This is a genomic window from Streptomyces sp. NPDC004111 (assembly GCF_042874215.1).
In the GTDB taxonomy this organism is placed as follows: Bacteria; Actinomycetota; Actinomycetes; order Streptomycetales; family Streptomycetaceae; genus Streptomyces.
In genome coordinates this window covers 127,746-148,230 of the sequence record NZ_JBIAMU010000005.1, presented here as the reverse complement: position 1 = coordinate 148,230, position 20,485 = coordinate 127,746, and the positions used below count along the sequence as shown (strand labels likewise).

Annotated in this window: 23 protein-coding genes; 13 read left to right on the top strand and 10 right to left on the bottom strand. The window is 72.8% G+C overall.

The window, feature by feature from the left end:
- Nucleotides 1-62: 62 nt before the first annotated feature.
- A complete protein-coding gene (locus ACFYVL_RS12700) occupies nucleotides 63-3,332 on the top strand; it encodes a tetratricopeptide repeat protein (RefSeq protein WP_389243688.1) in 3,270 nt (1,089 codons plus the stop codon).
- A gap of 199 nt (nucleotides 3,333-3,531) precedes the next feature.
- Here the strand turns inward: ACFYVL_RS12700 and ACFYVL_RS12695 are convergent, their stop codons facing one another.
- Both ACFYVL_RS12695 and mca read right to left on the bottom strand, forming a co-directional pair.
- On the bottom strand, nucleotides 3,532-3,867 hold the full coding sequence (locus tag ACFYVL_RS12695; protein ID WP_389243686.1) for a hypothetical protein: 336 nt from the start codon (nucleotides 3,865-3,867) through the stop codon (nucleotides 3,532-3,534).
- Entirely contained in the window at nucleotides 3,860-4,741 is an 882-nt protein-coding gene (gene mca / locus ACFYVL_RS12690; protein ID WP_389243684.1) for a mycothiol conjugate amidase Mca, read from the bottom strand. The genes ACFYVL_RS12695 and mca overlap by 8 nt, the downstream gene beginning before the upstream one ends.
- Before the next feature lie 133 nt (nucleotides 4,742-4,874).
- On the opposite strand from mca, the gene ACFYVL_RS12685 reads away from it, so the two are divergent.
- Complete coding sequence (locus ACFYVL_RS12685) at nucleotides 4,875-5,318, top strand: DUF4307 domain-containing protein (RefSeq protein WP_389243682.1); 444 nt, start codon at nucleotides 4,875-4,877, stop codon at nucleotides 5,316-5,318.
- A gap of 197 nt (nucleotides 5,319-5,515) precedes the next feature.
- Nucleotides 5,516-6,013 (top strand): transcription elongation factor GreA, encoded by a 498-nt coding sequence (gene greA, locus ACFYVL_RS12680; protein ID WP_389243680.1) that lies wholly within the window; start codon nucleotides 5,516-5,518, stop codon nucleotides 6,011-6,013.
- Between the two features lie 82 nt (nucleotides 6,014-6,095).
- On the opposite strand, the gene ACFYVL_RS12675 is transcribed toward greA, so the two are convergent.
- The 3 genes from ACFYVL_RS12675 to ilvA all read right to left on the bottom strand — a co-directional run bounded on the left by ACFYVL_RS12675 (nucleotide 6,096) and on the right by ilvA (nucleotide 9,374).
- On the bottom strand, nucleotides 6,096-6,959 hold the full coding sequence (locus ACFYVL_RS12675) for an ABC transporter permease (protein WP_389243678.1): 864 nt from the start codon (nucleotides 6,957-6,959) through the stop codon (nucleotides 6,096-6,098).
- Entirely contained in the window at nucleotides 6,956-7,960 is a 1,005-nt protein-coding gene (locus tag ACFYVL_RS12670; protein WP_389243676.1) for an ATP-binding cassette domain-containing protein, read from the bottom strand. The genes ACFYVL_RS12675 and ACFYVL_RS12670 overlap by 4 nt, the downstream gene beginning before the upstream one ends.
- A 190-nt stretch (nucleotides 7,961-8,150) precedes the next feature.
- Nucleotides 8,151-9,374: a threonine ammonia-lyase gene (gene ilvA, locus ACFYVL_RS12665; protein ID WP_389243674.1), complete on the bottom strand. Its 1,224-nt coding sequence runs from the start codon at nucleotides 9,372-9,374 to the stop codon at nucleotides 8,151-8,153.
- A gap of 247 nt (nucleotides 9,375-9,621) precedes the next feature.
- Here ilvA and ACFYVL_RS12660 point away from each other — a divergent pair, with 247 nt between their 5' ends.
- From ACFYVL_RS12660 to ACFYVL_RS12650, 3 genes are all read left to right on the top strand, one after another.
- The gene (locus ACFYVL_RS12660) at nucleotides 9,622-10,122 is read left to right on the top strand and encodes a MarR family winged helix-turn-helix transcriptional regulator (RefSeq protein ID WP_389243672.1); all 501 of its coding nucleotides are present in this window, start codon (nucleotides 9,622-9,624) and stop codon (nucleotides 10,120-10,122) included.
- A 91-nt stretch (nucleotides 10,123-10,213) separates the two neighbouring features.
- Nucleotides 10,214-10,693: a sigma factor-like helix-turn-helix DNA-binding protein gene (locus ACFYVL_RS12655; protein WP_389243670.1), complete on the top strand. Its 480-nt coding sequence runs from the start codon at nucleotides 10,214-10,216 to the stop codon at nucleotides 10,691-10,693.
- Nucleotides 10,690-10,944, top strand: a complete 255-nt coding sequence (locus ACFYVL_RS12650; RefSeq protein ID WP_389243668.1) for a hypothetical protein — start codon at nucleotides 10,690-10,692, stop codon at nucleotides 10,942-10,944. Before ACFYVL_RS12655 ends, ACFYVL_RS12650 begins: the two co-directional genes overlap by 4 nt.
- Nucleotides 10,945-11,068: 124 nt before the next feature.
- On the opposite strand, the gene ACFYVL_RS12645 is transcribed toward ACFYVL_RS12650, so the two are convergent.
- Nucleotides 11,069-12,226 (bottom strand): cystathionine gamma-synthase, encoded by a 1,158-nt coding sequence (locus ACFYVL_RS12645; RefSeq protein WP_389243666.1) that lies wholly within the window; start codon nucleotides 12,224-12,226, stop codon nucleotides 11,069-11,071.
- 199 nt (nucleotides 12,227-12,425) lie between these two features.
- Here ACFYVL_RS12645 and ACFYVL_RS12640 point away from each other — a divergent pair, with 199 nt between their 5' ends.
- From ACFYVL_RS12640 to ACFYVL_RS12625, 4 genes are all read left to right on the top strand, one after another.
- Entirely contained in the window at nucleotides 12,426-13,529 is a 1,104-nt protein-coding gene (locus ACFYVL_RS12640) for a hypothetical protein (protein WP_389243664.1), read from the top strand.
- A 116-nt stretch (nucleotides 13,530-13,645) separates the two neighbouring features.
- Nucleotides 13,646-14,371 carry a peptide-methionine (S)-S-oxide reductase MsrA gene (gene msrA / locus ACFYVL_RS12635; RefSeq protein WP_389243662.1) on the top strand — a complete coding sequence of 242 codons (726 nt, stop codon included), beginning with the start codon at nucleotides 13,646-13,648 and terminating at the stop codon, nucleotides 14,369-14,371.
- 138 nt (nucleotides 14,372-14,509) lie between these two features.
- A complete protein-coding gene (locus tag ACFYVL_RS12630; protein WP_389243660.1) occupies nucleotides 14,510-14,911 on the top strand; it encodes a RidA family protein in 402 nt (133 codons plus the stop codon).
- Complete coding sequence (locus tag ACFYVL_RS12625; RefSeq protein WP_389243658.1) at nucleotides 14,908-15,309, top strand: RidA family protein; 402 nt, start codon at nucleotides 14,908-14,910, stop codon at nucleotides 15,307-15,309. The genes ACFYVL_RS12630 and ACFYVL_RS12625 overlap by 4 nt, the downstream gene beginning before the upstream one ends.
- A gap of 30 nt (nucleotides 15,310-15,339) precedes the next feature.
- Here the strand turns inward: ACFYVL_RS12625 and ACFYVL_RS12620 are convergent, their stop codons facing one another.
- Together ACFYVL_RS12620 and ACFYVL_RS12615 are read right to left on the bottom strand one after the other, a co-directional pair.
- Nucleotides 15,340-16,149, bottom strand: a complete 810-nt coding sequence (locus ACFYVL_RS12620; protein WP_389244195.1) for a GNAT family N-acetyltransferase — start codon at nucleotides 16,147-16,149, stop codon at nucleotides 15,340-15,342.
- A gap of 148 nt (nucleotides 16,150-16,297) precedes the next feature.
- Complete coding sequence (locus ACFYVL_RS12615; RefSeq protein WP_389243656.1) at nucleotides 16,298-16,450, bottom strand: hypothetical protein; 153 nt, start codon at nucleotides 16,448-16,450, stop codon at nucleotides 16,298-16,300.
- A 28-nt stretch (nucleotides 16,451-16,478) separates the two neighbouring features.
- Between ACFYVL_RS12615 and ACFYVL_RS12610 the strand changes: the two genes are divergently transcribed.
- Entirely contained in the window at nucleotides 16,479-16,661 is a 183-nt protein-coding gene (locus ACFYVL_RS12610) for a hypothetical protein (RefSeq protein WP_389243654.1), read from the top strand.
- A gap of 82 nt (nucleotides 16,662-16,743) precedes the next feature.
- Here ACFYVL_RS12610 and ACFYVL_RS12605 read toward each other — a convergent pair whose 3' ends face one another.
- Nucleotides 16,744-18,237, bottom strand: a complete 1,494-nt coding sequence (locus ACFYVL_RS12605) for an MFS transporter (RefSeq protein WP_389244193.1) — start codon at nucleotides 18,235-18,237, stop codon at nucleotides 16,744-16,746.
- Nucleotides 18,238-18,499: 262 nt separating this feature from the next.
- On the opposite strand from ACFYVL_RS12605, the gene ACFYVL_RS12600 reads away from it, so the two are divergent.
- Entirely contained in the window at nucleotides 18,500-19,453 is a 954-nt protein-coding gene (locus tag ACFYVL_RS12600; RefSeq protein WP_389243652.1) for a TetR/AcrR family transcriptional regulator C-terminal domain-containing protein, read from the top strand.
- A 45-nt stretch (nucleotides 19,454-19,498) separates the two neighbouring features.
- Here the strand turns inward: ACFYVL_RS12600 and ACFYVL_RS12595 are convergent, their stop codons facing one another.
- On the bottom strand, nucleotides 19,499-19,846 hold the full coding sequence (locus ACFYVL_RS12595) for a DUF1330 domain-containing protein (RefSeq protein WP_389243650.1): 348 nt from the start codon (nucleotides 19,844-19,846) through the stop codon (nucleotides 19,499-19,501).
- A gap of 138 nt (nucleotides 19,847-19,984) precedes the next feature.
- Between ACFYVL_RS12595 and ACFYVL_RS12590 the strand changes: the two genes are divergently transcribed.
- Nucleotides 19,985-20,473 (top strand): GNAT family N-acetyltransferase, encoded by a 489-nt coding sequence (locus ACFYVL_RS12590; RefSeq protein WP_389243648.1) that lies wholly within the window; start codon nucleotides 19,985-19,987, stop codon nucleotides 20,471-20,473.
- Nucleotides 20,474-20,485: the final 12 nt, after the last annotated feature.

The window sequence follows — 20,485 nt, the reverse complement described above, 5'->3', positions numbered from 1 at the left end:
CAGACGCCTGTACGGCAGGACACTTGACACATCCGGGCAGGCGCTTCTGAGGGGGACGCAACATGCGGGAAAGCCATCGGCTGGAGGCTGAGCGGTTGTTGGTACGGGCCGTCGAGGAGGAGGTGCGGCGCTCCGGCGGCCGGACCGACGGCCGGGCACTGCTGCTCAGGACACGGGGGATGCTGGACGAACTGGCCGCGCCCGCGGCCGAGGAGTACGCCGCCTACGTACGGGCACTGGACGCGGCGGGCGCCGGGCAGCCGCCGCTGTCGGACCGGTTCAGCCGGGCCAGCGTCGGAACCCCCGTGCTGGTCACGGGAGTCGCCGCGGTCGCCGCCGCGGTCGCCGACCTGGCGCTGGGGACCGCCACCGGGACCGCACTCGCCGCCGGAGCCGTGGTGGCCGTCGCCGGGGCCGGGGCCACCGTCGCGAAGGTGACCGCCTCGCACTGGCCCGCCGCACACCGGCGGGCCGGGGCGTTCGGGCAGCCCGGCGGGCCCGAGCAGCTGAAGCTCCAGTGGCTGACGGCGCTGGAGGTGCGCGGGGTGCGCCCGTACCTCGACCAGCAGCGGATGATGGCCGCCGCGTCACGGGTGCCCGCCGCGTCGAAGAAGACGGTGCCGGGGCAGCTCGGCGTCACCAAGGGCGCCAACCGCAGCGCCGCCGCCCGGCGCAGGTCCGTACTGGAGCAGTCGTTCGGGCATCTGCCGCAGGCGGACGGGCCGTTCGCGGGGCGCCGGGCCGAGATGGCGCAGATCGCCCGCTGGGTGCACGCGGCGCGGGCGAGCACGGAGACCCGGCCGACGGTGGTGGTGCTGTACGGGGAACCGGGTTCGGGGCGCTCCACCCTCGCGGTGCGGGCCGCGCACGAACTGCGGGACCAGTTCCGGGGCGCCTGCGTGGTCGACCTGCGCAGCGGGGCGCCGGGCCGCACCGAGACGCCGCGGCCGACCCGGGACGCGCTGCTGCACCTCCTCAACCGGCTCGGCGCCCCGCGCGAGCAGCTCCTGTTCCGCGACGGAAGGTCCGAAAGGTCCACCAGGGAACAGCAGTTGAAGCGGCTGACCGAGCTGTACCACCAGCATCTGACCGGCCTGCCGGTCACCGTCGTACTGGAGGACGCGAGCGACCCCGAGCAGGTGCGCACCCTGGTCCCCGAGCGCTCGGACAGCCTGGTCCTGGTGACCGCGCGCGCCCCGCTCGCCCTGCCCGACGACACCCCGGCGTGGGTGCACCAGCTGGCGGTGGAGCCGCTGGACGAGGCGGGCGCCGAGGAACTGATGCGGGTGGAGGCCATCGAGCCGGACGGGCGGTACGGACCGTACGACGGCGAATCGGCCGACCGCGTGAGGGAGTTGTGCGGCGGGCTGCCGCTCGCGCTGCGGATCGCGGCGTCCTCGCTCGGCGAGGAGCGCAGCGCCCGCACCCTGGCCGCCGACCTCGCGGCGTACGGGCCGCCCGGCGCGCTCGGCCCCGTGGAGCGGGCGCTGTTCCTGCGGTACGCCGACCAGGGCGAGCAGGCCCGGCGGCTGCTGCGACGGCTGTCGCTGGCCGGCCGGGCCAGCCTCGGCGGGGCGGCGGCGGCAGCGCTGCTGGCCACCGACGAGCAGGAGGCCAGGCGGCTGCTGTCGGACCTGGCCGGGGCCGGCCTCATCGACCACGTGCGGGGCAGCCGCTACCGGCTGCACGACCTGGTGCGCTCCTTCGCGTACTCACGCCTGGTCGACGAGGAGGAGCCGGCCGAGCGGACCGCGGCGCAGGAGCGGCTCATCCAGAACTACGGCGAGCTGGCCGACTCCGTGATCCGGCTCGTCGACGGGAAGAACTCCACCCGCGCCGACCACTTCGGCCCGCACGGCTTCACCTCGCTGGACGCGGCGCTGCGCTGGCTGGACGACGAGTCGTCGTTCATCACGGCGGCGCTGCGGCACGCGGAGGGCGTCGACCAGCAGCTCGTGCTCAACCTCCTGGGCGCGCTGTGCGACTACTGCCTGCTGCGCGGCGACCTGTACCGGCTGGGCGAGATCAGCGAGCTGACCCAGGCCGTCGACCAGGGCCTCCTGGTCCGCTCGGTGCAGTGGCGCACCGGCATCGCGGCCCGCCAGCTCGGTGAGCTGGACAAGGCGCGGACCACGCTGGCGTCGGTGGTGGACCTGTACTTCGAGGCGCAGCACGAGGCGGGCGCGGCGCGGGCGCTGGGCTCGCTCGGCATCACCCTGCACCACCAGGGCAACCTGCCGGAGGCGGCGGCCAAGCTGCGCGAGGCACTGGACCTCCAGACCGCGCCGGCGCTGGCGGGCGACCGCGCCTGGAACCTGCACGCGCTGGCCGCCGTGGAACGGGACCGGGCCAATCTCGCGGCGGCGCTGGAGCTGCTCACCGAGGCGCAGTGCCTGCACCGCGAGAGCGAGTCGCTGCACGGGCAGGCGTGGGCGCACTTCCAGCTGGGCCAGGTGTACCTGCGGATGGGGGAGGTGGCGCACGCGGAGACCGAGCTACACGCGGGCCTCGACCTGTACGGCCGTACCCGCGACGAGCGCGGCGAGGCCTGGGCGCTCACCCAGCTGGCCAGGGCCCGGCTGGTGGACGGCGACCCGGATCCGGCGGTGGACGGGCTGCGCCAGGCCCTGTCCCGGCACCGCGACAACGAGGACGCGCGGGGCGAGGCGTGGACCCGGTACTACCTGGGCCAGGCGCTGGAGGAGCGCGGCGAGCACGACCGGGCGGTCCGGGAGCTGGAACGCGCCCGCACGATGTTCTCGCGGATGCGGGACGTGTACGGGCTGGCCTGCGCCCGGCACCACTCGGGGCGGGTCACCCGCGACCAGCGCGCCGTGCAGACCGGCAACCTGCGCAATTCGGGGTTCGCCCGGCAGCTGCTGACCGACGCCCGCCAGGACTTCGGCCGGATCGGGGTCGCGCACGGCGAGGCGTGGACGGTGCTGGAGCTGGTGGTGATCGACGCGGGCAACAGCCGCCCCGGCCAGGCCCTCTCCCTGTGCGACGAGGCCCTGGCCCTGTTCGCGTCGTACGACGACCGCCGGGGCGGCGACTGGGCCCGCTTCCTGCGCTGCACGCTGCTGCCGTACGCGGACCCGGCGGGTCCGGAGGCGGGTACCGACCGCGCCCTGGACGAGCTCGCCGCCCTGCTCGCTGAACCGCACCCGACCCGCGACGAACGTCTGACGGACTGCGCGGAGTCCTACCGCACGGTGCTGGCCCGCGGCCCCGACCCGACGGCGGGCTGGCAGGCCTGGCGCCTGGGCATGGTGCCTAACCGGCACTCGCGGGAGGTGATGGGCGTCCCGGTCGGGGCGGTGAAGCTGCCCTGAACGGGGCGCGGGCCGCGCGGGCACGGGCCGACGGGCACGGGCCGACGGGCACGGTTCAGCGGGCCGGGCAGGCGCGGGAGGCGAGCCGGGCGGGCGCGGGAGGCGGGCCGGGCAGGCGCCGGGGCGGGCGCGGGTCCGCGGGCGCCGGCTCCGGCCGTCAGGGGCCGGAGGCCGCGCACCCGCCGCTGTGGCCGGCCGGCTACTCGCTCCGGCCGGAACCCTTGCCCTTGGCCCCCGAGCCCGGCTCCGGGCCGGTCCCGGAGCCGGGCTTCGCGGAGGCCTTGGCCCCGGCCGCGGCCTTGGGCTTCCCGCCCTCGGCCCCGTCCGCCGGCGCGTCCGGGTCCGGTGCCTCCTCGAAGGAGACCCTGCCCATGTGCCGGTTCATCGACTTCATCAGCGCCCACACCCCGACCGCCAACGCCGCGAACACGAGGAACCCGAGGATGCCCGGGGTCACCTTGTTCTTGTCGAAGGTGTCGTCGGCCGCAAGCGGGACGAACTGAGTCATTGCCAGGGAAACGTTCACACTAGGCATTGTCGCGGATGCCCGCGAAGAGGTCGCTCTCGGGGAGGGAGGTCGGTACGAGAGCCTTCGCGAGCTCGTACTCCTCGGTCGGCCAGACCTCCTTCTGGATCTCCAGCGGGATCTTGAACCAGCCGCCGTCGGGGTCGATCTGCGTGGCGTGCGCGATCAGCGCCTTGTCTCGGATCTCGAAGAATTCGCCGCAGGGCACGTACGTGGTCAGCGTGCGCTCCTCCATGCCGAACTCGTCCCACCGCTTCAGCCAGTCCCCGTACGGCGACTCCATGCCGCGCGCGAGGAGCGCCTCGTGCAGGGCGACCGTGCGCGGCTTGTTGAAGCCCTGGTTGTAGTAGAGCTTCAGCGGCTGCCAGACCGGGCCGAACTCCTCCTCCGGGAAGGCCTCCGGGTCGCCCGCGCCGTCGAAGGCCACGACCGAGATCTTGTGGGTCATGATGTGGTCGGGGTGCGGGTAGCCGCCGTTCTCGTCGTACGTGGTGACGACCTGGGGGCGGAAGGCGCGGATGGACCGCACCAGGCGGCCGGCCGCCTCGGTGACGTCCTCCAGCGCGAAGCAGCCCTCGGGCAGCGGCGGCAGCGGGTCGCCCTCGGGCAGCCCGGAGTCGACGAAGCCGAGCCACTCCTGCTTGACGCCGAGGATCTCCCGGGCCTCGGCCATCTCCTTCGCGCGTACCTCGTGGATGTGCTCCTCGATGTACTTGTCGCCCTGGAGCTTCGGATTGAGGATGGAGCCGCGTTCCCCGCCCGTGCAGGTCACGACATGGACGTCCACCCCCTCGGACACGTACTTCGCCATGGTGGCCGCACCCTTGCTCGACTCGTCGTCGGGGTGGGCGTGCACGGCCATCAAGCGCAGCTGCTCAGACAAGATCTCGATCCTCGGTGATCCGGGCGCCCTCGGTGATCCGGCGCGATAATGCGGCTTCTATAGTGACCGAACCGGGGGCGGAAATTATTCCTGGGCCCCGTGCTGGCCCTGTGGTCGTCCGGAGGATCACCGAATGAACGCGGTACGTGACGAAGCGACGGGCGGCACCGCCGGTGGCGGCGGTGTTCCCGAGGGTCGCTACGGCCGCTCGGCGGACGCGCGGGCGGACCGGAAGCTGAAGATCCTGGGCGCGGTGCTCGGGGTGCTGCTGCTCGCGCTGGTCGCCTGGATCGGCTACGGCTACATCACGAAGCAGCAGATCAGCGCCGAGTTGATCAAGTTCGACCTGAACTCCTCGAACACCGAGGTGCGGGTCCACCTGGAGATCCGCAAGGGCTCGGACGCCACCGGTACGTGCACGGTGCGCGCGATCGCCGAGAGCGGTGCCGAGGTCGGGCGCAAGGACGTGCGGATCACCCAGAAGGGGACGAGCCGGATCGACGAGATCTACGCGATCCGTACGACGGCGGAGGCGACCAGCGCGGAACTGCTGAACTGCGCCGCCGATCGCCGGTAGCGGTCCGCGAAGGGGCCGGGACGCCCTCGGTCCCGGTCTCCGTTTCCCGCGCTGACCTGCATTGATGCAGCTCTGACCGTTTTACTTCTCCCCCTCGGGGCACCTAATTGTTAGGCTCGTGGTTTCGCCCGCCCGTGGAGGCACATCCTTCTGGGGTAGGGCGATGCTTTGTTATCCCGTAACTTCGAGGAGCACCTGTGACCCAGACCAGCGACGACGTCACCTGGCTGACCCAGGAGTCGTACAACAAGCTCGTGGAAGAGCTGGAGTACCTGTCGGGTCCGGCGCGCGGTGAGATCACTGCGAAGATCGCGGCGGCCCGTGAGGAGGGCGACCTCCGTGAGAACGGCGGGTACCACGCGGCCAAGGAGGAGCAGGGCAAGCAGGAGCTCCGCATCCGCCAGCTGAAGCAGCTCCTGGAGCGTGCCAAGGTCGGCGAGGCCCCCACCACGAGCGGTGAAGCGGCTCCCGGCATGGTCGTGAAGATCGCCTTCGACGGCGACGAGGACGACACGATGACGTTCCTGCTCGCCTCCCGCGAGTACCCGAGCGCGGACATCGAGACGTACTCGCCGCAGTCCCCGCTGGGTACCGGCGTGATCGGCAAGAAGGTCGGCGAGGACGCCGAGTACGAGCTGCCGAACGGCAAGAAGGCCATGGTCCGCATCCTGGCGGCCACGCCCTACCAGGGCTGAGCCCCGCAGCGGGTCCCTTTTCCGTACGGGAGTGCCCCCGGCCGCCAGTGGCGGCCGGGGGCACTCCCGTCTGCGCGTGGGGTCAGACGGTCGCCGAGCGGTACTTGCGGACGGCGAGGGTCCGGAAGACCACGATGATCAGCACCGACCAGATGAGCGACGCCCAGATCGCGTGCTCCATCGGCCAGGCGCCGGTGACCGACACGGGCCGCCCCTCGATGGTGTTGCCGAAGAGCTCGCGGGCCGCCTGGACGGTGGCGCTGAACGGGTTCCACTCCGCGACGTGCTGCAGGAAGGCGGGCATTCCGTTGACCGGCACGAAGGCGTTCGAGATGAACGTCAGCGGGAAGAGCCAGATCAGGCCGCCGGAGGTGGCCGCCTCCGGGGTGCGGACGGAGAGGCCGATCAGGGCGCCGATCCAGGAGAAGGCGTACCCGAGCAGGAGCAGCAGGGCGAAGCCCGCCAGCACCTTGGGGAACGCCTCGTGGGCGCGCCAGCCGATCAGCAGGGCCACCACGGCCAGGACGACCAGGGTGAGGGCGGTCTGCACGAGGTCGGCGAGGGTGCGGCCGGTGAGGACCGCGCCGCGGGCCATGGGCAGCGACCGGAAGCGGTCGATGAGGCCCTTGTGCATGTCGTCGGCGATGCCCGCGCCCGCACCCGCCGTGGCGAAGGTGACGGTCTGCGCGAAGATGCCCGCCATCAGGAAGTCCTTGTAGGCCTGGGCGCTGCCTTCCGGGGCTCCGGGGATGTTGATCGAGCCGCCGAACACGTAGGTGAAGAGGACCACGAACATGATCGGCTGGATCAGCCCGAAGATGATCATCTCGGGGATGCGCAGCATCCTGATCAGGTTGCGCTTGGCGACCACCAGCGAGTCGGTGATCGACTGCACGAAGGCGCTCTTGGCCGGCGGGGCCGGTATGCGGTCAGCAACGATGCTCACTTCTTCGCCGCCTCTCGCGGTGTCGCGTCCGCGGGCGCGTCCCCGGACTCCGTCTCGTCGGTCTCGGCGGCGTGTCCCGTCAGGGAGATGAACACGTCGTCGAGAGTGGGGCGGCGCAGGCCGATGTCGTCGATCTCCACGCCGCGGGCGTCGAGTTCGCGGATGACCTCGGCGAGCAGCTTGGCGCCGCCGGTGACCGGGACGGTCAGCTTGCGGGTGTGCTCCTCGACCTTGGACTCGCCCTTGCCGAAGCCGCGCAGCACCTCGTCGGCGACGGCGATGTGCTCGCGCTCGTGGACGACGACCTCGATGCGCTCGCCGCCGGTGCGGGCCTTGAGCTGGTCCGACGTACCGCGTGCGATGACCTTGCCGTGGTCGATGACGCAGATGTCGTGGGCGAGGTGGTCGGCCTCCTCCAGGTACTGGGTGGTGAGCAGGAGGGTGGTGCCGCCCGCCACGAGGTCCTGGATGACCTCCCAGAGCTGCTGCCGGTTGCGGGGGTCGAGGCCGGTGGTCGGCTCGTCCATGAACATGACCGGCGGGGAGACCACCAGGGCGGCCGCGAGGTCGAGGCGGCGGCGCATGCCGCCGGAGTAGGTCTTGGCGGGGCGGTCGGCGGCGTCGGCGAGGTTGAAGCGCTCCAGGAGTTCGGCCGCGCGCTCCTTGGCCGCCCTGGCGGGCATCTGGTAGAGCCTGCCGACCATGTGGAGGTTCTCGCGGCCGGTCAGGTACTCGTCGACGGCGGCGAACTGGCCGGAGAGGCCGATCGAGCGCCGGACCTCGTTGGGATGCTTCAGCACGTCGATCCCCGCGACGACGGCTTTGCCGCTGTCGGGCTGGAGCAGTGTGGTGAGCACACGGACGGTGGTCGTCTTGCCCGCCCCGTTCGGCCCGAGCAGGCCGAGGACGGTGCCCTCCGGGACATCGAGATCGACGCCGTCCAGAGCCTTTACGTTGCCGAAGGTCTTGACCAGACCCTCGGCGTAGATGGCGCCTGGCATAAGGGTTCCCCCAGTTGGTGGGTGGGTTCCTACGCGAATTTTAGATTTGCGGGGCGGATGCCGCCCGGCGAAGGGATGCGCGAGACACACCATAACGCGATACATCGCGTCTGGAGAAGGGGTTGTGGAGGGGTTGCCGAAAACCTTGCCCGGCACCGGTGCCGGGCAGCTCTCCGCCGTGCGCCGGCCGCTAGGCGACCACCTGGTAACCGGCGTCCCGCAGCGCCTCCCGCACCTCCGTGCAGTGCTTGGGCCCCTTGGTCTCCAACTGCAACTCGACCTCCACTTCGGTGAGTCCGAGCCGCGGATCGGTCCGCGCATGGCTCACGTCGACGACGTTAGCGTCCGCCACTGACAACACCCCGAGAAGATTCGCGAGGGCCCCTGGACGGTCCGTCAAGCGCAACCTGAGCGACAGATAACGACCGGCGGCGGCCATTCCGTGCCGCAGCGTGCGCTGCATCAGCAACGGATCGACGTTCCCGCCCGACAGCACCGCCACCACCGGACCTTCGAAGGACTCCGGCCGGCTCAGCAGCGCCGCCACCGGACTCGCCCCGGCCGGCTCGACCACCAGCTTGGCCCGCTCCAGGCACAGCAGCAGCGCGGACGACAGCTCGTCCTCGCTCACCGTCCGCACCTCGTCGACCAGTTCGGCGACCAGGGCGAACGGCACGTCACCGGGACGGCCCACCTTGATGCCGTCGGCCATCGTCTGCGGCGAGTCCAGCGTGGTGGGACGCCCGGCCGCCAGCGACGGCGGGTACGCCGCCGCGCCCTCCGCCTGGACCCCGACGATCCGCACGTCCGGCCGCAGCGCCTTCACCGCGACCGCGATGCCCGCCGCGAGCCCGCCGCCGCCGACCCCGACCAGGATCGTCCGCACCTCCGGGCACTGCTCCAGGACCTCAAGACCGACCGTGCCCTGCCCGGCGATGATGTCCGGGTGGTCGAAGGGGTGGATGAAGACCGCGCCCGTCTCCCGTGCGTACTGCTGCGCCGCGGCCAGCGTCTCGTCGACGACCTGCCCGTGCAGCCTCACCTCGGCGCCGTACTCCCGGGTGGCCGCCACCTTCGGCAGCGGTGCGCCCACCGGCATGAACACCGTGGAGCGCACCCCCAGCAGCGAGGACGCGAGGGCGACGCCCTGCGCGTGGTTGCCCGCGCTGGCCGCCACCACCCCCGCCGCCCGCTCCTCCGGCGAGAGACCCGCGATCCGGATGTACGCGCCGCGCAGCTTGAAGGACCCGGTGCGCTGGAGGTTCTCGCACTTGAGGTGGACGGGGGCGCCGACCAGGCGGGTCAGGTGGCGGCTGCCCTCCATGGGCGTGCACCTGGCCACCCCGGACAGCATCTTCTGGGCTCCCCGTACGTCGTCCAGGATCGGGGCGAGAGCGGGCGTGCGGTAGTTCATGGCGGCCAGTCTGGCAGCACCGAGGGGGTGATCACCTGTCCGAACGGCCCCGCGGACCCGCCCCGCCCGCCCCCCGAAGCCGCACGTCAGACACCGCCGCACGCCCCCTCGGGGGGCCCGCGCGGCGCACGGCCGGAATCCCGCGCACCGAAGTTATCCACAGGTTTGTGCAGCGCCGGTACGGGCCAGGCGCCATCCGCGTACCCTTGGCGCACCAACCGACCACCGCACGAAGAGAGCCCGAGCCATGCCCCCCACCCAGGACATGACGACCGACCCCGCCGCCGGTCTCCTCGATGCCCTTCAGCACCAGGTGGCCGTCTTCGCCCGGCGTGCGGAACAGACCCGCCTCGGTGGCGTCGGCCAGGTCCGCAACTCCATGGACCGCGCGGCCTACCTGCTGCTCAACCGCCTCGACCAGGAAGGCCCGATGGGCGTCAAGGCGCTCGCCGCCGGGATGGGCATCGACTCCTCCACCGTGACCAGGCAGGTCGCCCCGCTCGTCGACTCCGGCCTGGTCAAGCGCACTTCGCACCCGGAGGACGGACGCGCGGTGGTGCTCCAGCTGTCGCCCCGCGGACAGGCCAGGCTCGACGAGGTGCGCTCCTCCCGGCGCGAGCTGATGGCCCAGGTGACGGACGGCTGGAGCGAGGACGAACGGGCCGAGTTCACCACCCTGCTGACCCGCTTCAACTCCGCCCTCTCCGCCCGCCAGACGGCGAGCACCGAAGCCCCGCCCGCCTCCTGACCACGGCTTCGCGCAGGCTCCCGCCGCCAACCCCTTGACCTGACCTGACCGCTGTCCTCATATGAGGACAGCGGGCGGAGAAGGAGTCACGGTGAGCGAGCGCGAGGCGGTCCAACAGCGGCGCCACGCCAAGGAGTTCGAGTCGTTCGTCGCCGGAGCGACGGGCCGGCTGCTGCATGCCGCGACCCTGCTGACCGCCGAGCCCGCGGACGCCAACCCGCGCGCCCAGCAGCTGCTCGCCGCCGCACTGGCCAGCACGTACGCCCACTGGGCGGGGCTGCGCGGCGAGGACCCCTACGACCGCACCCGGCAGGAACTCGCCACCCGCTTCGCCCGCAGCGCCTGGCACCACCGGGCCTGGCACCGCCGCCGGCGCCGCGGCGGACTGCTGGAGCTGCTCACCCCGCAGGAGCGCCTGGTGGTGGTGCTGCGGCTGTACGAGGGCGTCCCCGAGGAACAGACCGCCGCACTGCTGGGCCTGCCGGCCCAGCGGGTGCGCGCCCTGTGCGCCCGAGCGGTGGCCCAGGTGTACGAGGCGCACGGCACGGACCGGACGGCGACCGCGCCATGAGCGTGCGCAAGCGGAAGGAGGACGAGGTGCGGCTGCTCCTGGAGCGCGCGCCGCACCCGCCCGTACCCACCGACCTGCTGGTACGGGCGACCGAGCGCGGCGTGCGCCGGCAGCGGCGGCGCCGCACGGTGCGGCAGGTGCTGTGGGTGCTGGCGGCTCTGGCGTTCCTGGCGTTCCTGGTGTGGGCGGCGGTCGCACAGCCGTGGCTGGCCCCGCCGTCGGACAGCACCCCGCCGGTGGAGGGCTTCTGAGCGGGCGGGACGTCCGGGCGGAGGGCGGCCGCGCGGAAGTTTCCCGCGCGGGAAACTTCCGCGCGGGGCACGGGGTCCCGGCGCCGGACCCGGGGGGGGCCGGGCGCCGGGACCGTACCGACCGTCAGCCCAGCGCCTGCTTCAGGTCGGCCAGCAGGTCGTCGCCGGACTCGATGCCGACCGAGAGCCGCACCAGGTCGGACGGCACCTCCAGCGCCGAACCGGCCACCGAGGCGTGCGTCATCCGCCCCGGGTGCTCGATCAGGGACTCCACGCCGCCCAGGGACTCACCGAGGGTGAAGAGCCCGGTCCGGTTGCACACCTCGACCGCCGCCTCCTCGCCGCCCGCGACGCGGAAGGACACCATGCCGCCGAAGGACTTCATCTGCTTGGCCGCGACCTCGTGCCCGGCGTGCTCGGGCAGCCCCGGGTAGAGGACCTGGGAGACCTTGGGGTGGGCGGTCAGCATGTCCGCGATCCGGGTCGCGTTCTCGGTGTGCCGGTCCATGCGCACGGCGAGGGTCTTGATGCCGCGCAGCACCAGCCAGGCGTCGAACGGCCCGGCCACCGCGCCCATCGCGTTCTGGTGGAACGCAAGCTCCTCGCCGATGCCCTCGTCACCGGTGACGAGCGCGCCGCCGACGACGTCCGAGTGGCCGCCCATGTACTTCGTCGTCGAGTGCACGACGACATCGGCACCGAGGGCCAGCGGCTGCTGGAGGTAGGGGCTGGCGAAGGTGTTGTCGACGACCAGCCGGGCCCCGGCGGTCCGCGCGATCTCCGCGACGGCGGCGATGTCCGTGATGCCCAGCAGCGGGTTGGACGGGGTCTCCACCCACACGACCTTGGTACGGGGGGTCAGCGCGGCCCGCACCGAGGCCGGGTCGGAGGTGTCGGCCACCGACCACTCCACGCCCCACCGGGAGACGACCTTCGCGAACAGCCGGAAGGTGCCGCCGTAGGCGTCGTTGGGGATGACCACGTGGTCGCCGGGCGAGAGCAGCGTGCGCAGCAGGCAGTCCTCGGCGGCCAGACCGGAGGCGAAGGCGAGGCCGCGACGGCCGCCCTCCAGCGCGGCGAGGTTCTCCTCCAGGGCGGTGCGGGTGGGGTTGGCGCTGCGGCTGTACTCGTAACCGCCGCGCAGGCCGCCCACTCCGTCCTGCTTGTACGTCGACACCTGGTAGATCGGCGGTACCACGGCGCCGGTCAGCGGGTCGGCGGTGTTTCCGGCGTGGATGGCGAGGGTTTCGAAGGCGCGGTCGGCGCCGCTGTCGTGGCTCATGCGCCCGAGGGTAGTTCGCTGTCCGGCGTGCCACATCCGTTGTCCGGGACATTTGACCCTCCGCACGCGCCTCCGCCCGGCCCTCCGCCCGCCCCGGTGTCCGGCCGCACGCGCCTCCGCCCGGCCCTCCGCCCGCTCCGGCGTCCGGTCCCCCGGGTACCGTCCGGGACTTCGGCCGCCGGTCCGGGACAATGGGCGCATGGAGATTCTCTGGTTCCTGATCGCGGTGCTCCTGCTGGGCGCCGCCCTCGGTCCTTTCCTGCTGCGCAGGCGGGGCGGCATCCGGCTGGCCGCACCCGGGTCGCCCGACGCCGCCGACCCGGAGGACTACGGGTTCGTACGGCAGGAGGCCCTGGACGTCCGGCTGCCGGGCCCGGACCAGGACCTCCTCGACGTACTGGACGTCGTGCAGCGCACCCAGGACTGGCGGGCGGCCTCCCAGCTCCTCGCGGGCACCCCCAAGGAGGGCGAGGTCCGCTGGCAGCGGGTGCAGTCGTTCGCGGGCGCGGCCTCGCTGGAACTGGCCCAGCGGCCGGGCGAGGGCGGCCGGTGGCTGCGCGACTGGCGCTCGGAGTCGCCGAAGGACGCGGGCGGCGCGGAAGTTCACGCAGAATTCTTGGTGCAGCAGGCCTGGCGGTCCTCGTCGTCGGACAAGGACGACTTCCGGATCATCCTGGAGGAGGCCAAGGAACTCTGCGGGCAGGCCGCGCTGCTGGCCCCGGGCGACCCGGTCCCGTACATCGTCGAACTGTCCGTCGCGCGCGGACTCGGCTACTCGCGGGCCGAGTTCGACCAGCTGTGGGCGAAGGTCATCGACCGCGCGCCGACGCACCTGGGGGCGCACCTGGTCGCCCTGCACTACCTCTCCGAGAAGTGGCACGGCTCGCGCGCCGAGGCGGACACCTTCGCCACCCACGCCGCGTCGCGCGCCCCGCAGGGCTCCCTGCTCGCCGCGCTCCCGCTGTTCTCGGTCTACGACCACCTGCCCGACGTGATCCTGGTCAACAGCTTCTACCGGAGCGCGGTCCTCACCCGGGCGGTGGAGGGCGCGCTGTTCGCGGTGCACGCGGCCCGCCCGGACGACCCGATGCTGGCGCACGTCCGCCACATGCTGATCCTCTTCCTGGTCCGGTCGGAGCGCTGGGCGGAGGCGGTCCAGCAGATCGCCGCGGTGGACGGCTACGTGGGCGCCCTGCCCTGGACCCACAACCCGGACCCGGCGGCCGACTACACCCTGCACCGGAACCTCGCGGTGGCCGGGTACGAGGCGAACGGCGGCAGCCCGGCGACCCTGCGCGGCTAGCGCCTGCCCGTCCGGTACCTGCCGGGCGGACCGGTCCGCCGGGAGGGGCCGCGGGGAATCCCCGCGGCCCCTCCCGCGTTGTACGGACCGATCCGCCCGTTGTCCCTGGAGGAACCATGCTCTTCGGCCGTACGCCACAGCTCCCCACCCCCGAGCAGGCCCTCAAGGGCCGCGCGACCCCCGAATTCGAGGTCCCCTCCCGGCACACGGTCCTCGGCAACCCGCTCGTCGGCCCGTACCCCTCCCACCTTGAGGTCGCGGACTTCGGGCTGGGCTGTTTCTGGGGCGCCGAGCGGAAGTTCTGGCAGACCAAGGGCGTGTGGACGACGCTGGTCGGCTACCAGGGCGGCTCCACCGTCAACCCGGCGTACGAGGAGGTCTGCTCCGGCCTGACCGGCCACACCGAGGTCGTCCGCGTGGTCTTCGACCCCGCCGTGGTCTCCTACGCCGCCCTCCTGAAGGTCTTCTGGGAGTCCCACAACCCCACCCAGGGCTTCCGCCAGGGCAACGACGTGGGCACCCAGTACCGCTCCGCGATCTACCCGCACACCCCGGACCAGACCGCCGTCGCCGAAGCCTCCCGCCAGGCCTACCAGGAGGTCCTGACCGGCGCCGGCTTCAAGACCATCACCACCGAGATCCTCCCGGCCGCCGACAACCCCTTCTACCCGGCCGAGCCTTACCACCAGCAGTACCTGGACAAGAACCCCGACGGCTACTGCGGCATCGGCGGCACGGGCGTCACCCTCGCCGCCCCCTTCGAGACCAACTGGGGCGCCGCCTGCCCGACGGGCATCGCACCGGCCCCCGAGGCCGCAGCGGCGGAGGGCGCCGAGAAGTAGGCGGCAGGACGCCGCTCGCAGGTGCGGCACGTGCCCGGGGAGGCCGCCCGGGGAGGCCGGTGCGGTTCTTCGGGGTGGGGCGGGGATCATGGCGGGACTGCCGGTCCCGGCAGGTCGGTCGATGCGAGGAGACGTGTCGTGCAGCACCACATACGCCCCGAAGGGGCACCGCCGACCAACGGATACAGCCACGCGGTGGCGTTCGGCGGGCCGATGGTGGTGGTCTCCGGGCAGGTCCCGGTGGACGGGGAGGGGCGGCCGGTCGGTGAGGGGGACGCGGAGGCGCAGGTCAGGCAGGTGTACGCGAATCTGGCGACCGCGCTCGAAGCGGCCGGTTCCGGGCTGCGGGACGTGGTCAAGCTGACCGTGTTCCTGACCGACCTCGACGACCTGCCCGCCTTCCGCCGTGTGCGCGACGAGCACCAGGACCCGGCGCGCCCGCCGGCGTGTTCGCTGGTGCGGGTGGCGGGGCTGGTGCGGCCGGAGTTCCGCGTGGAGGTCGAGGCGTGGGCCGTGGTGAACGACGGGGAGGCGTCGTGACGGGCGGGAGTGCGCGGTCGACGGTTCGCTCGGGATCTCCGCTGGAGCCGCGGATCGGGTTCTCGCGTGCGGTCCGCAAGGGCGCGTACGTCGCCGTCGCCGGTACCGCGCCGATCGGGGACGACGGTACGACCGTGGGGCGTGGGGACGTCTACGCCCAGACGGTGCGCTGCCTGGACGTGGCGGAGGCCGCGCTCCGGGAGGCCGGGGCCTCGGTCGGCGACGTGGTGCGTACGCGGATCATGCTCACCGACGTGACCCGCTGGCAGGACGCGGCGCGGGCGCACGGCGAGCGGTTCGCCGCGGTGCTGCCCGCCTGCACGTTCGTCGAGGTGTCGCGCTTCATCGACCCGGAGTGGCTGGTCGAGGTGGAGGTCGACGCGATCGTCGACCACTGACCTCCCGGAGAGCGGCGGGAGCCGGGCGGATCAGCCCAGTTCCAGTGTGGTGATCGCGTACACGCCCGTACGGTCGAACTCCGGCGGCTGGGGGGTCGTGTACATGCGGGAGGTCTCGAAGCCCGGGGTCAGGCCGAACTGTTCCGCGAGGCGGACGGCGGCCGGGTTGATGTCGGGCACGTCCAGGGCGACCGGGGTCCCCGGGGACGTCGCCGCCAGTGCGGTCAGGAGGGCGGCGGCGATGTCCGGGCCTGCCGCGTGGAAGGGGCCGATGCGGGAGGCGGCGACGCAGCCGCGGATCGTACCGAGGCCGACGATGCGGCCGTCCTCGACGGCGGCGATCGAGTGCCGGCCGGGGGCGGCCAGCCAGGCGCCGAGGAAGGTCTCGCGGGGCGCCGGGAAGAAGTCGCGGTCGTACGCCGCCAGTTCGGCGAAGGAGAGGGTGCCCGCGTCGACGAGGGCGACGCCGGGCGGGGGTGTGGCCGTGCCCGAGGGGACGCCCTCGTAGCGGGTGTTGGTCCAGGCCGAAACGAAGCCGGACTTGCGGTAGTTGGGCTGCTGCGCCACCACTCCGTCGAGCCCCACGGTCCGCCCGGCCAGCCGGGCCATGCCCGCGTTCCACACCTGGATGCCGTACCCCTGGCCGCGCACGTCGGGGCGGGCCAGATAGAGGCCGAGGAAGCCGAAGTCGGTGCCGTAGCGGATCACCGAGACGCAGGAGACGGGGGTGTCGTCGCCCTCGCGGCGGGCCACCAGGAAGCCGGTGGGGTCGGCGGCGAAGAAGGGCTGGACGTCGGCGAGTCCGGGGTTCCAGCCCTCCTCCCTGGCCCAGGCGTGCATGAGGTGGAGGTCCTGGATGCCGGCCGGGGAGACCCGGGAGGGGGCGTGGCCGGTTCGGCCGGTTCCGTGCACTGCTTGCTCCCTGCGGTCGCGAAGGGGATGCCCTGACACCTGGGATACCTGGCCCGCCGGCGCCCGGTTCATGCCGTCACCCGGCCGACGGGAACGCCCGTGCCACGTCGAGCACCGAGTGCTGGACCACACCGAAGTGGTCCGCGTCCGGGCCGTGGTCGACGACCTCCACCCGCACTCCGCGCTGCGCCAATTGCCGCGCGCAGCCGAGGGTGTTGGCGATCGGCACCTCGGGGTCGCCCGACGCGCTGCAGAGCGTGACCGGGCCCCCCGCAGCGACCGTCCGCACCGGGCGGGCAGGACGGACCGGACGCACCGACCGGACCGACCGGATCGACCGGGGCGGCCCGAGCGACCTGCCCGACCTGGCCGACCGGGCCGACCGGTCGAACGCGTCCGACCGAATGAGCGCGTCCGGCCGGTCGATCCCGTCCGGCTGATCGAGCCCGCCCGGCCGGTCGACCCCGTCCCGCCAACTCCCGTTCCCCACAAGCCCGTTCCGGGCCTTTCGCTTCTTCTGCGTCATGCCCCACCAGACGGCCCGGCGGTCATGGAAGGTTGAGCCGGTTCGCCCGGTTCCGTCCTTCGGCGCAGGACCGTGACCGCGAATCCGGCCGCCATCAGCATGAACACCCCCGCCCCCAGCGCCGCGTAGTTGAGGCCGTGCGTGAAGGCCTCGCGGGCGGAGGCGAGCAGGGACTCGGCCTGTGCGGTGGGCAGCCGGTGCGCGGCGGCGACCGCGCCGCCCAGCGTCTCCCGTACCGCCTCGGGCACGGCCGCCGGGCCCTCGCCCGCCATCTCCCGGGTGTACACCGCCGCCCCGATGCTGCCCAGGATCGCCATACCCAGCGCCCCGCCGAACTCCGTGCCCGACTCGACGACCGCCGCCGCCGCGCCCGCCCGCTCGGGCGGGGCCGCGCCGAGGGCCATTTCGTTGGCGAGGGTCATCGCGGTGATGATGCCGGCCACGTAGATCGCGCTGCCGGTGAGCACGAACCACAGGGGCGAGTCCGTACGGACCTGGGTGAGCCAGCCGAAGCCGGCCGCCGCGAGGACGAATCCGCCGGTCATGACGTACGCCCGGTCGATCCGCCCGGCCAGCGCCGCACCCGCGGGGGCGAAGACGAACGCCGCGCCCGACGGCACCAGGCTCCACAGCGCCGCCTCCAACGGCCGCATTCCCAGCACGGACTGGAGGTACTGGTTGAAGAAGACGGAGAAGCCGATCGTGGCGAACATGGCGAGGACGTTCGTGACGACCGCCCCGCCGAAGTGCCGCCCGCGGATCATCGCGAGGTCGATCATCGGCTGGGCGAGGGTGCGCTGCCTGCGGACGAAGACGAGGGCGACGGCCGCGCCCGCGGCGACGTGCACCAGGGGCATCGGGTGGAGTCCGTCCTTCGCCAGTTCCTTGATGCCGTAGACGACCGGCAGCACGGCGGCCAGGGAGAGCAGTGCGCTCGGCACGTCGAAGGCGGGGCGGGACGGGCTGCGGAACTCCGGGAGCAGGAACGGCGCGAGGACCAGGAGCAGCAGCATCGCGGGCAGGTTGATCAGGAAGACCGAGCCCCACCAGAAGTGTTCGAGGAGTACGCCGCTGAGGACCGGGCCGAGGGAGATGCCCGCCGCCATGACCGACGTCCACAGGGTGACGGCCTTGGCGCGCTGGCCGGGGTCGCGGAACAGGTTGCGGATGAGGGCGAGGGTGGAGGGCATGAGCGTGGCGCCACCGATGCCGAGCAGCACCCGGGCCGCGACGAGCATCTCGGGTGTCGTGGCGTACGCGGCCGTCACCGAGGCGGCCCCGAAGGCGACCGCCCCGGACAGCAGCAGCCTGCGGCGGCCGATGCGGTCGCCGAGCGCGCCCATGGTGATGAGCAGGCCGGACAGGACGAAGCCGTACACGTCCAGGATCCAAAGCTGCTGGGTGGCGCTGGGCGCGAGGTCCTGGCTGATGAAGGGGATCGCGAAGTAGAGGACGGAGACGTCCATGGAGACGAGGAGCAGGGGCAGCATCAGGACGCCGAGCGCGGTCCACTCCCTGCGTCCGGCGAGGGGCGGCTGCGGCGGGTGGGATCGGGGCTGCCGGGGCGGTGCAGTGGTCACGGTGGGCTCCGGGGGAAGGGTGTCTGTACGGCGTACGCCGCTGTCTGCGTACGAGATAAACAGCCCTGGTGCGGCACGGCAACGAGTGACCTAGTGCACCGAAAATCGGGGCCTGTTGGTGCACTTCGCAGCCACGTAGTGCACTAGTGCACTCGCCGAGTACACTGCCCTGATGACGACCCCCTCACCCCGGACGCCGGGCCCCTCCGTACGGATCGCCGACGACATCCGGCGGCGGATCGCCCGGGGCGACCTCTCCTGCGGCGACAAGGTGCCCTCCACCCGGCGCATCACCGAGGAGTGGGGCGTCGCCATGGCCACCGCGAGCAGGGCGCTGGCCTCGCTCGCGCAGGAGGGGCTGGTGCGGGCGGTGCCGGGGGTCGGCACGGTCGTCGTGGACGCCCGGTCGGCGCCCGCCGCGCGGTACGCCCGGACTTCCGGCGGGCTGAGCCGGGCCGGGGTGGTGCGCACCGCGCTCGCCGTCGCGGACGCGGAGGGGCTGGCCACGCTCACCATGCGGCGGGTCGCCACCGAACTCGGGGTGTCCACCATGGCCCTGTACCGGCACGTCCCGGGCAAGGCGGAGCTGGTGCACCTCATGTCGGAGGCGGTCTTCGCGGAGCGGCCGATGGAGAGCCCGCGCGCCCGGGACGGCGAACCCGGCTGGCGGACCCAACTCTCCTGCGCCGCACACTGGTTGTGGGACGTGTACGTGCGTCACCCGTGGATGGCGCAGGCCATGGCGTCGCTGACCCGGCCGACCGCCGCCCCGGAGGCGATGCGGTACACGGAGTGGGTGCTGCGGGCGCTGGACGGGCAGGGCCTCGGCCCGCACGAGATGCTGCACGCCCATCTCACCCTGTTCGGGCACGTCCAGGGGCTGGCGGCGGCGATGGAGCTGGAGAACCGGGCCCGGCAGGACACCGGGATGACCCCGGAGCAGTGGATGGCGTCGCACGACCAGCGGGCGGACGCCGTCGAGGTGGCGGCGGGCTATCCGGTACTCGGCCGGCTCTTCGAGCGGGACGAGTTCGAACTGGATCTGGACACCCTGTTCTCCTTCGGGGTGGAACGCATCCTGGACGGGGTGCAGGTGCTCATCTCCCGCAGGGCGAAGGCGCGTTGACCACCCGCACCGCCCGCTCCGGCGCCGTCGCCCGCACGCCTGCGTCTACGCCTGCGCGGCCCGTACGTGTGCCGCCGTGCCGGCCGGGTCGTAGCCCTCGGGGACCCCGTCCACCAGGATGATGTCGCCGGGCAGGTGGCGGGTGCGCAGCGGGACGATCTCCTGGTAGGCGGCGGAGGCGTACCAGTCGCGGGCCTCGGCCATGTCCGGGAAGGAGATCAGGACGGGGGCGCCGTGCCACTCGCCCTCCAGCAGCTCGTGCTCCTCGAAGTGGACGAGGAAGCGTCCGCCGTAGGGGGTGAGGGTGCCCTGGATGCGCTCGATGTACTGGAGCACGTCCTCGTGCAGCGGGCCGTTGCCGGGGCCGATGTGAGCGATGGCGTACGCGGTCATGGCGTCCTCTTCCCTCGGGCTGTGCGGGGTGTCCCGGGGCTTCTCCCGGCCCCGGTGAACGCCCCGGCGTTCGTGGTGGGTCCAAGACTGCCGCCGGGGGGCCCGCCCGGTCGATTACCCCGGAGGTAGGTTGGCCGGATGGATCTTGCGAGGGGTGCGGGCGCCGGGGCACGGTTCCTGCTGCGGCGGGCGGTGGACGGGGACGCGCGGGCGGCTGCGGAGGTGTGGCTGCGGTCGTACGACGCCGCGCTGCCGAGCGTGCGGCGGGCGCACGACGACGACGGGGTGCGGGCCTGGTTCCGGCACGTGGTGGTGCCGGACTGCGAGACCTGGGTGGCGGCGGACGAGGAGAGCGGGGACGGTGCGCTCGCCGGGGTGATGGTCCTGGACGAGGCGGGGATCGACCAGCTCTACCTGGCGCCGGAGCGGCGCGGGCTCGGCCTGGGCGACCTCTTCGTGGCGAAGGCCAAGGAGCTGCGCCCCGGCGGTCTGGAGCTGTGGACCTTCCAGGTCAACGAGAGCGCCCACCGCTTCTACCGCAGGCACGGCTTCACCGAGGCCGAGCGCACGGACGGCACGCGCAACGAGGAGCGGGAGCCGGACGTCCGCTTCGTCTGGCGGCCGTAGCGGCACCCGGCG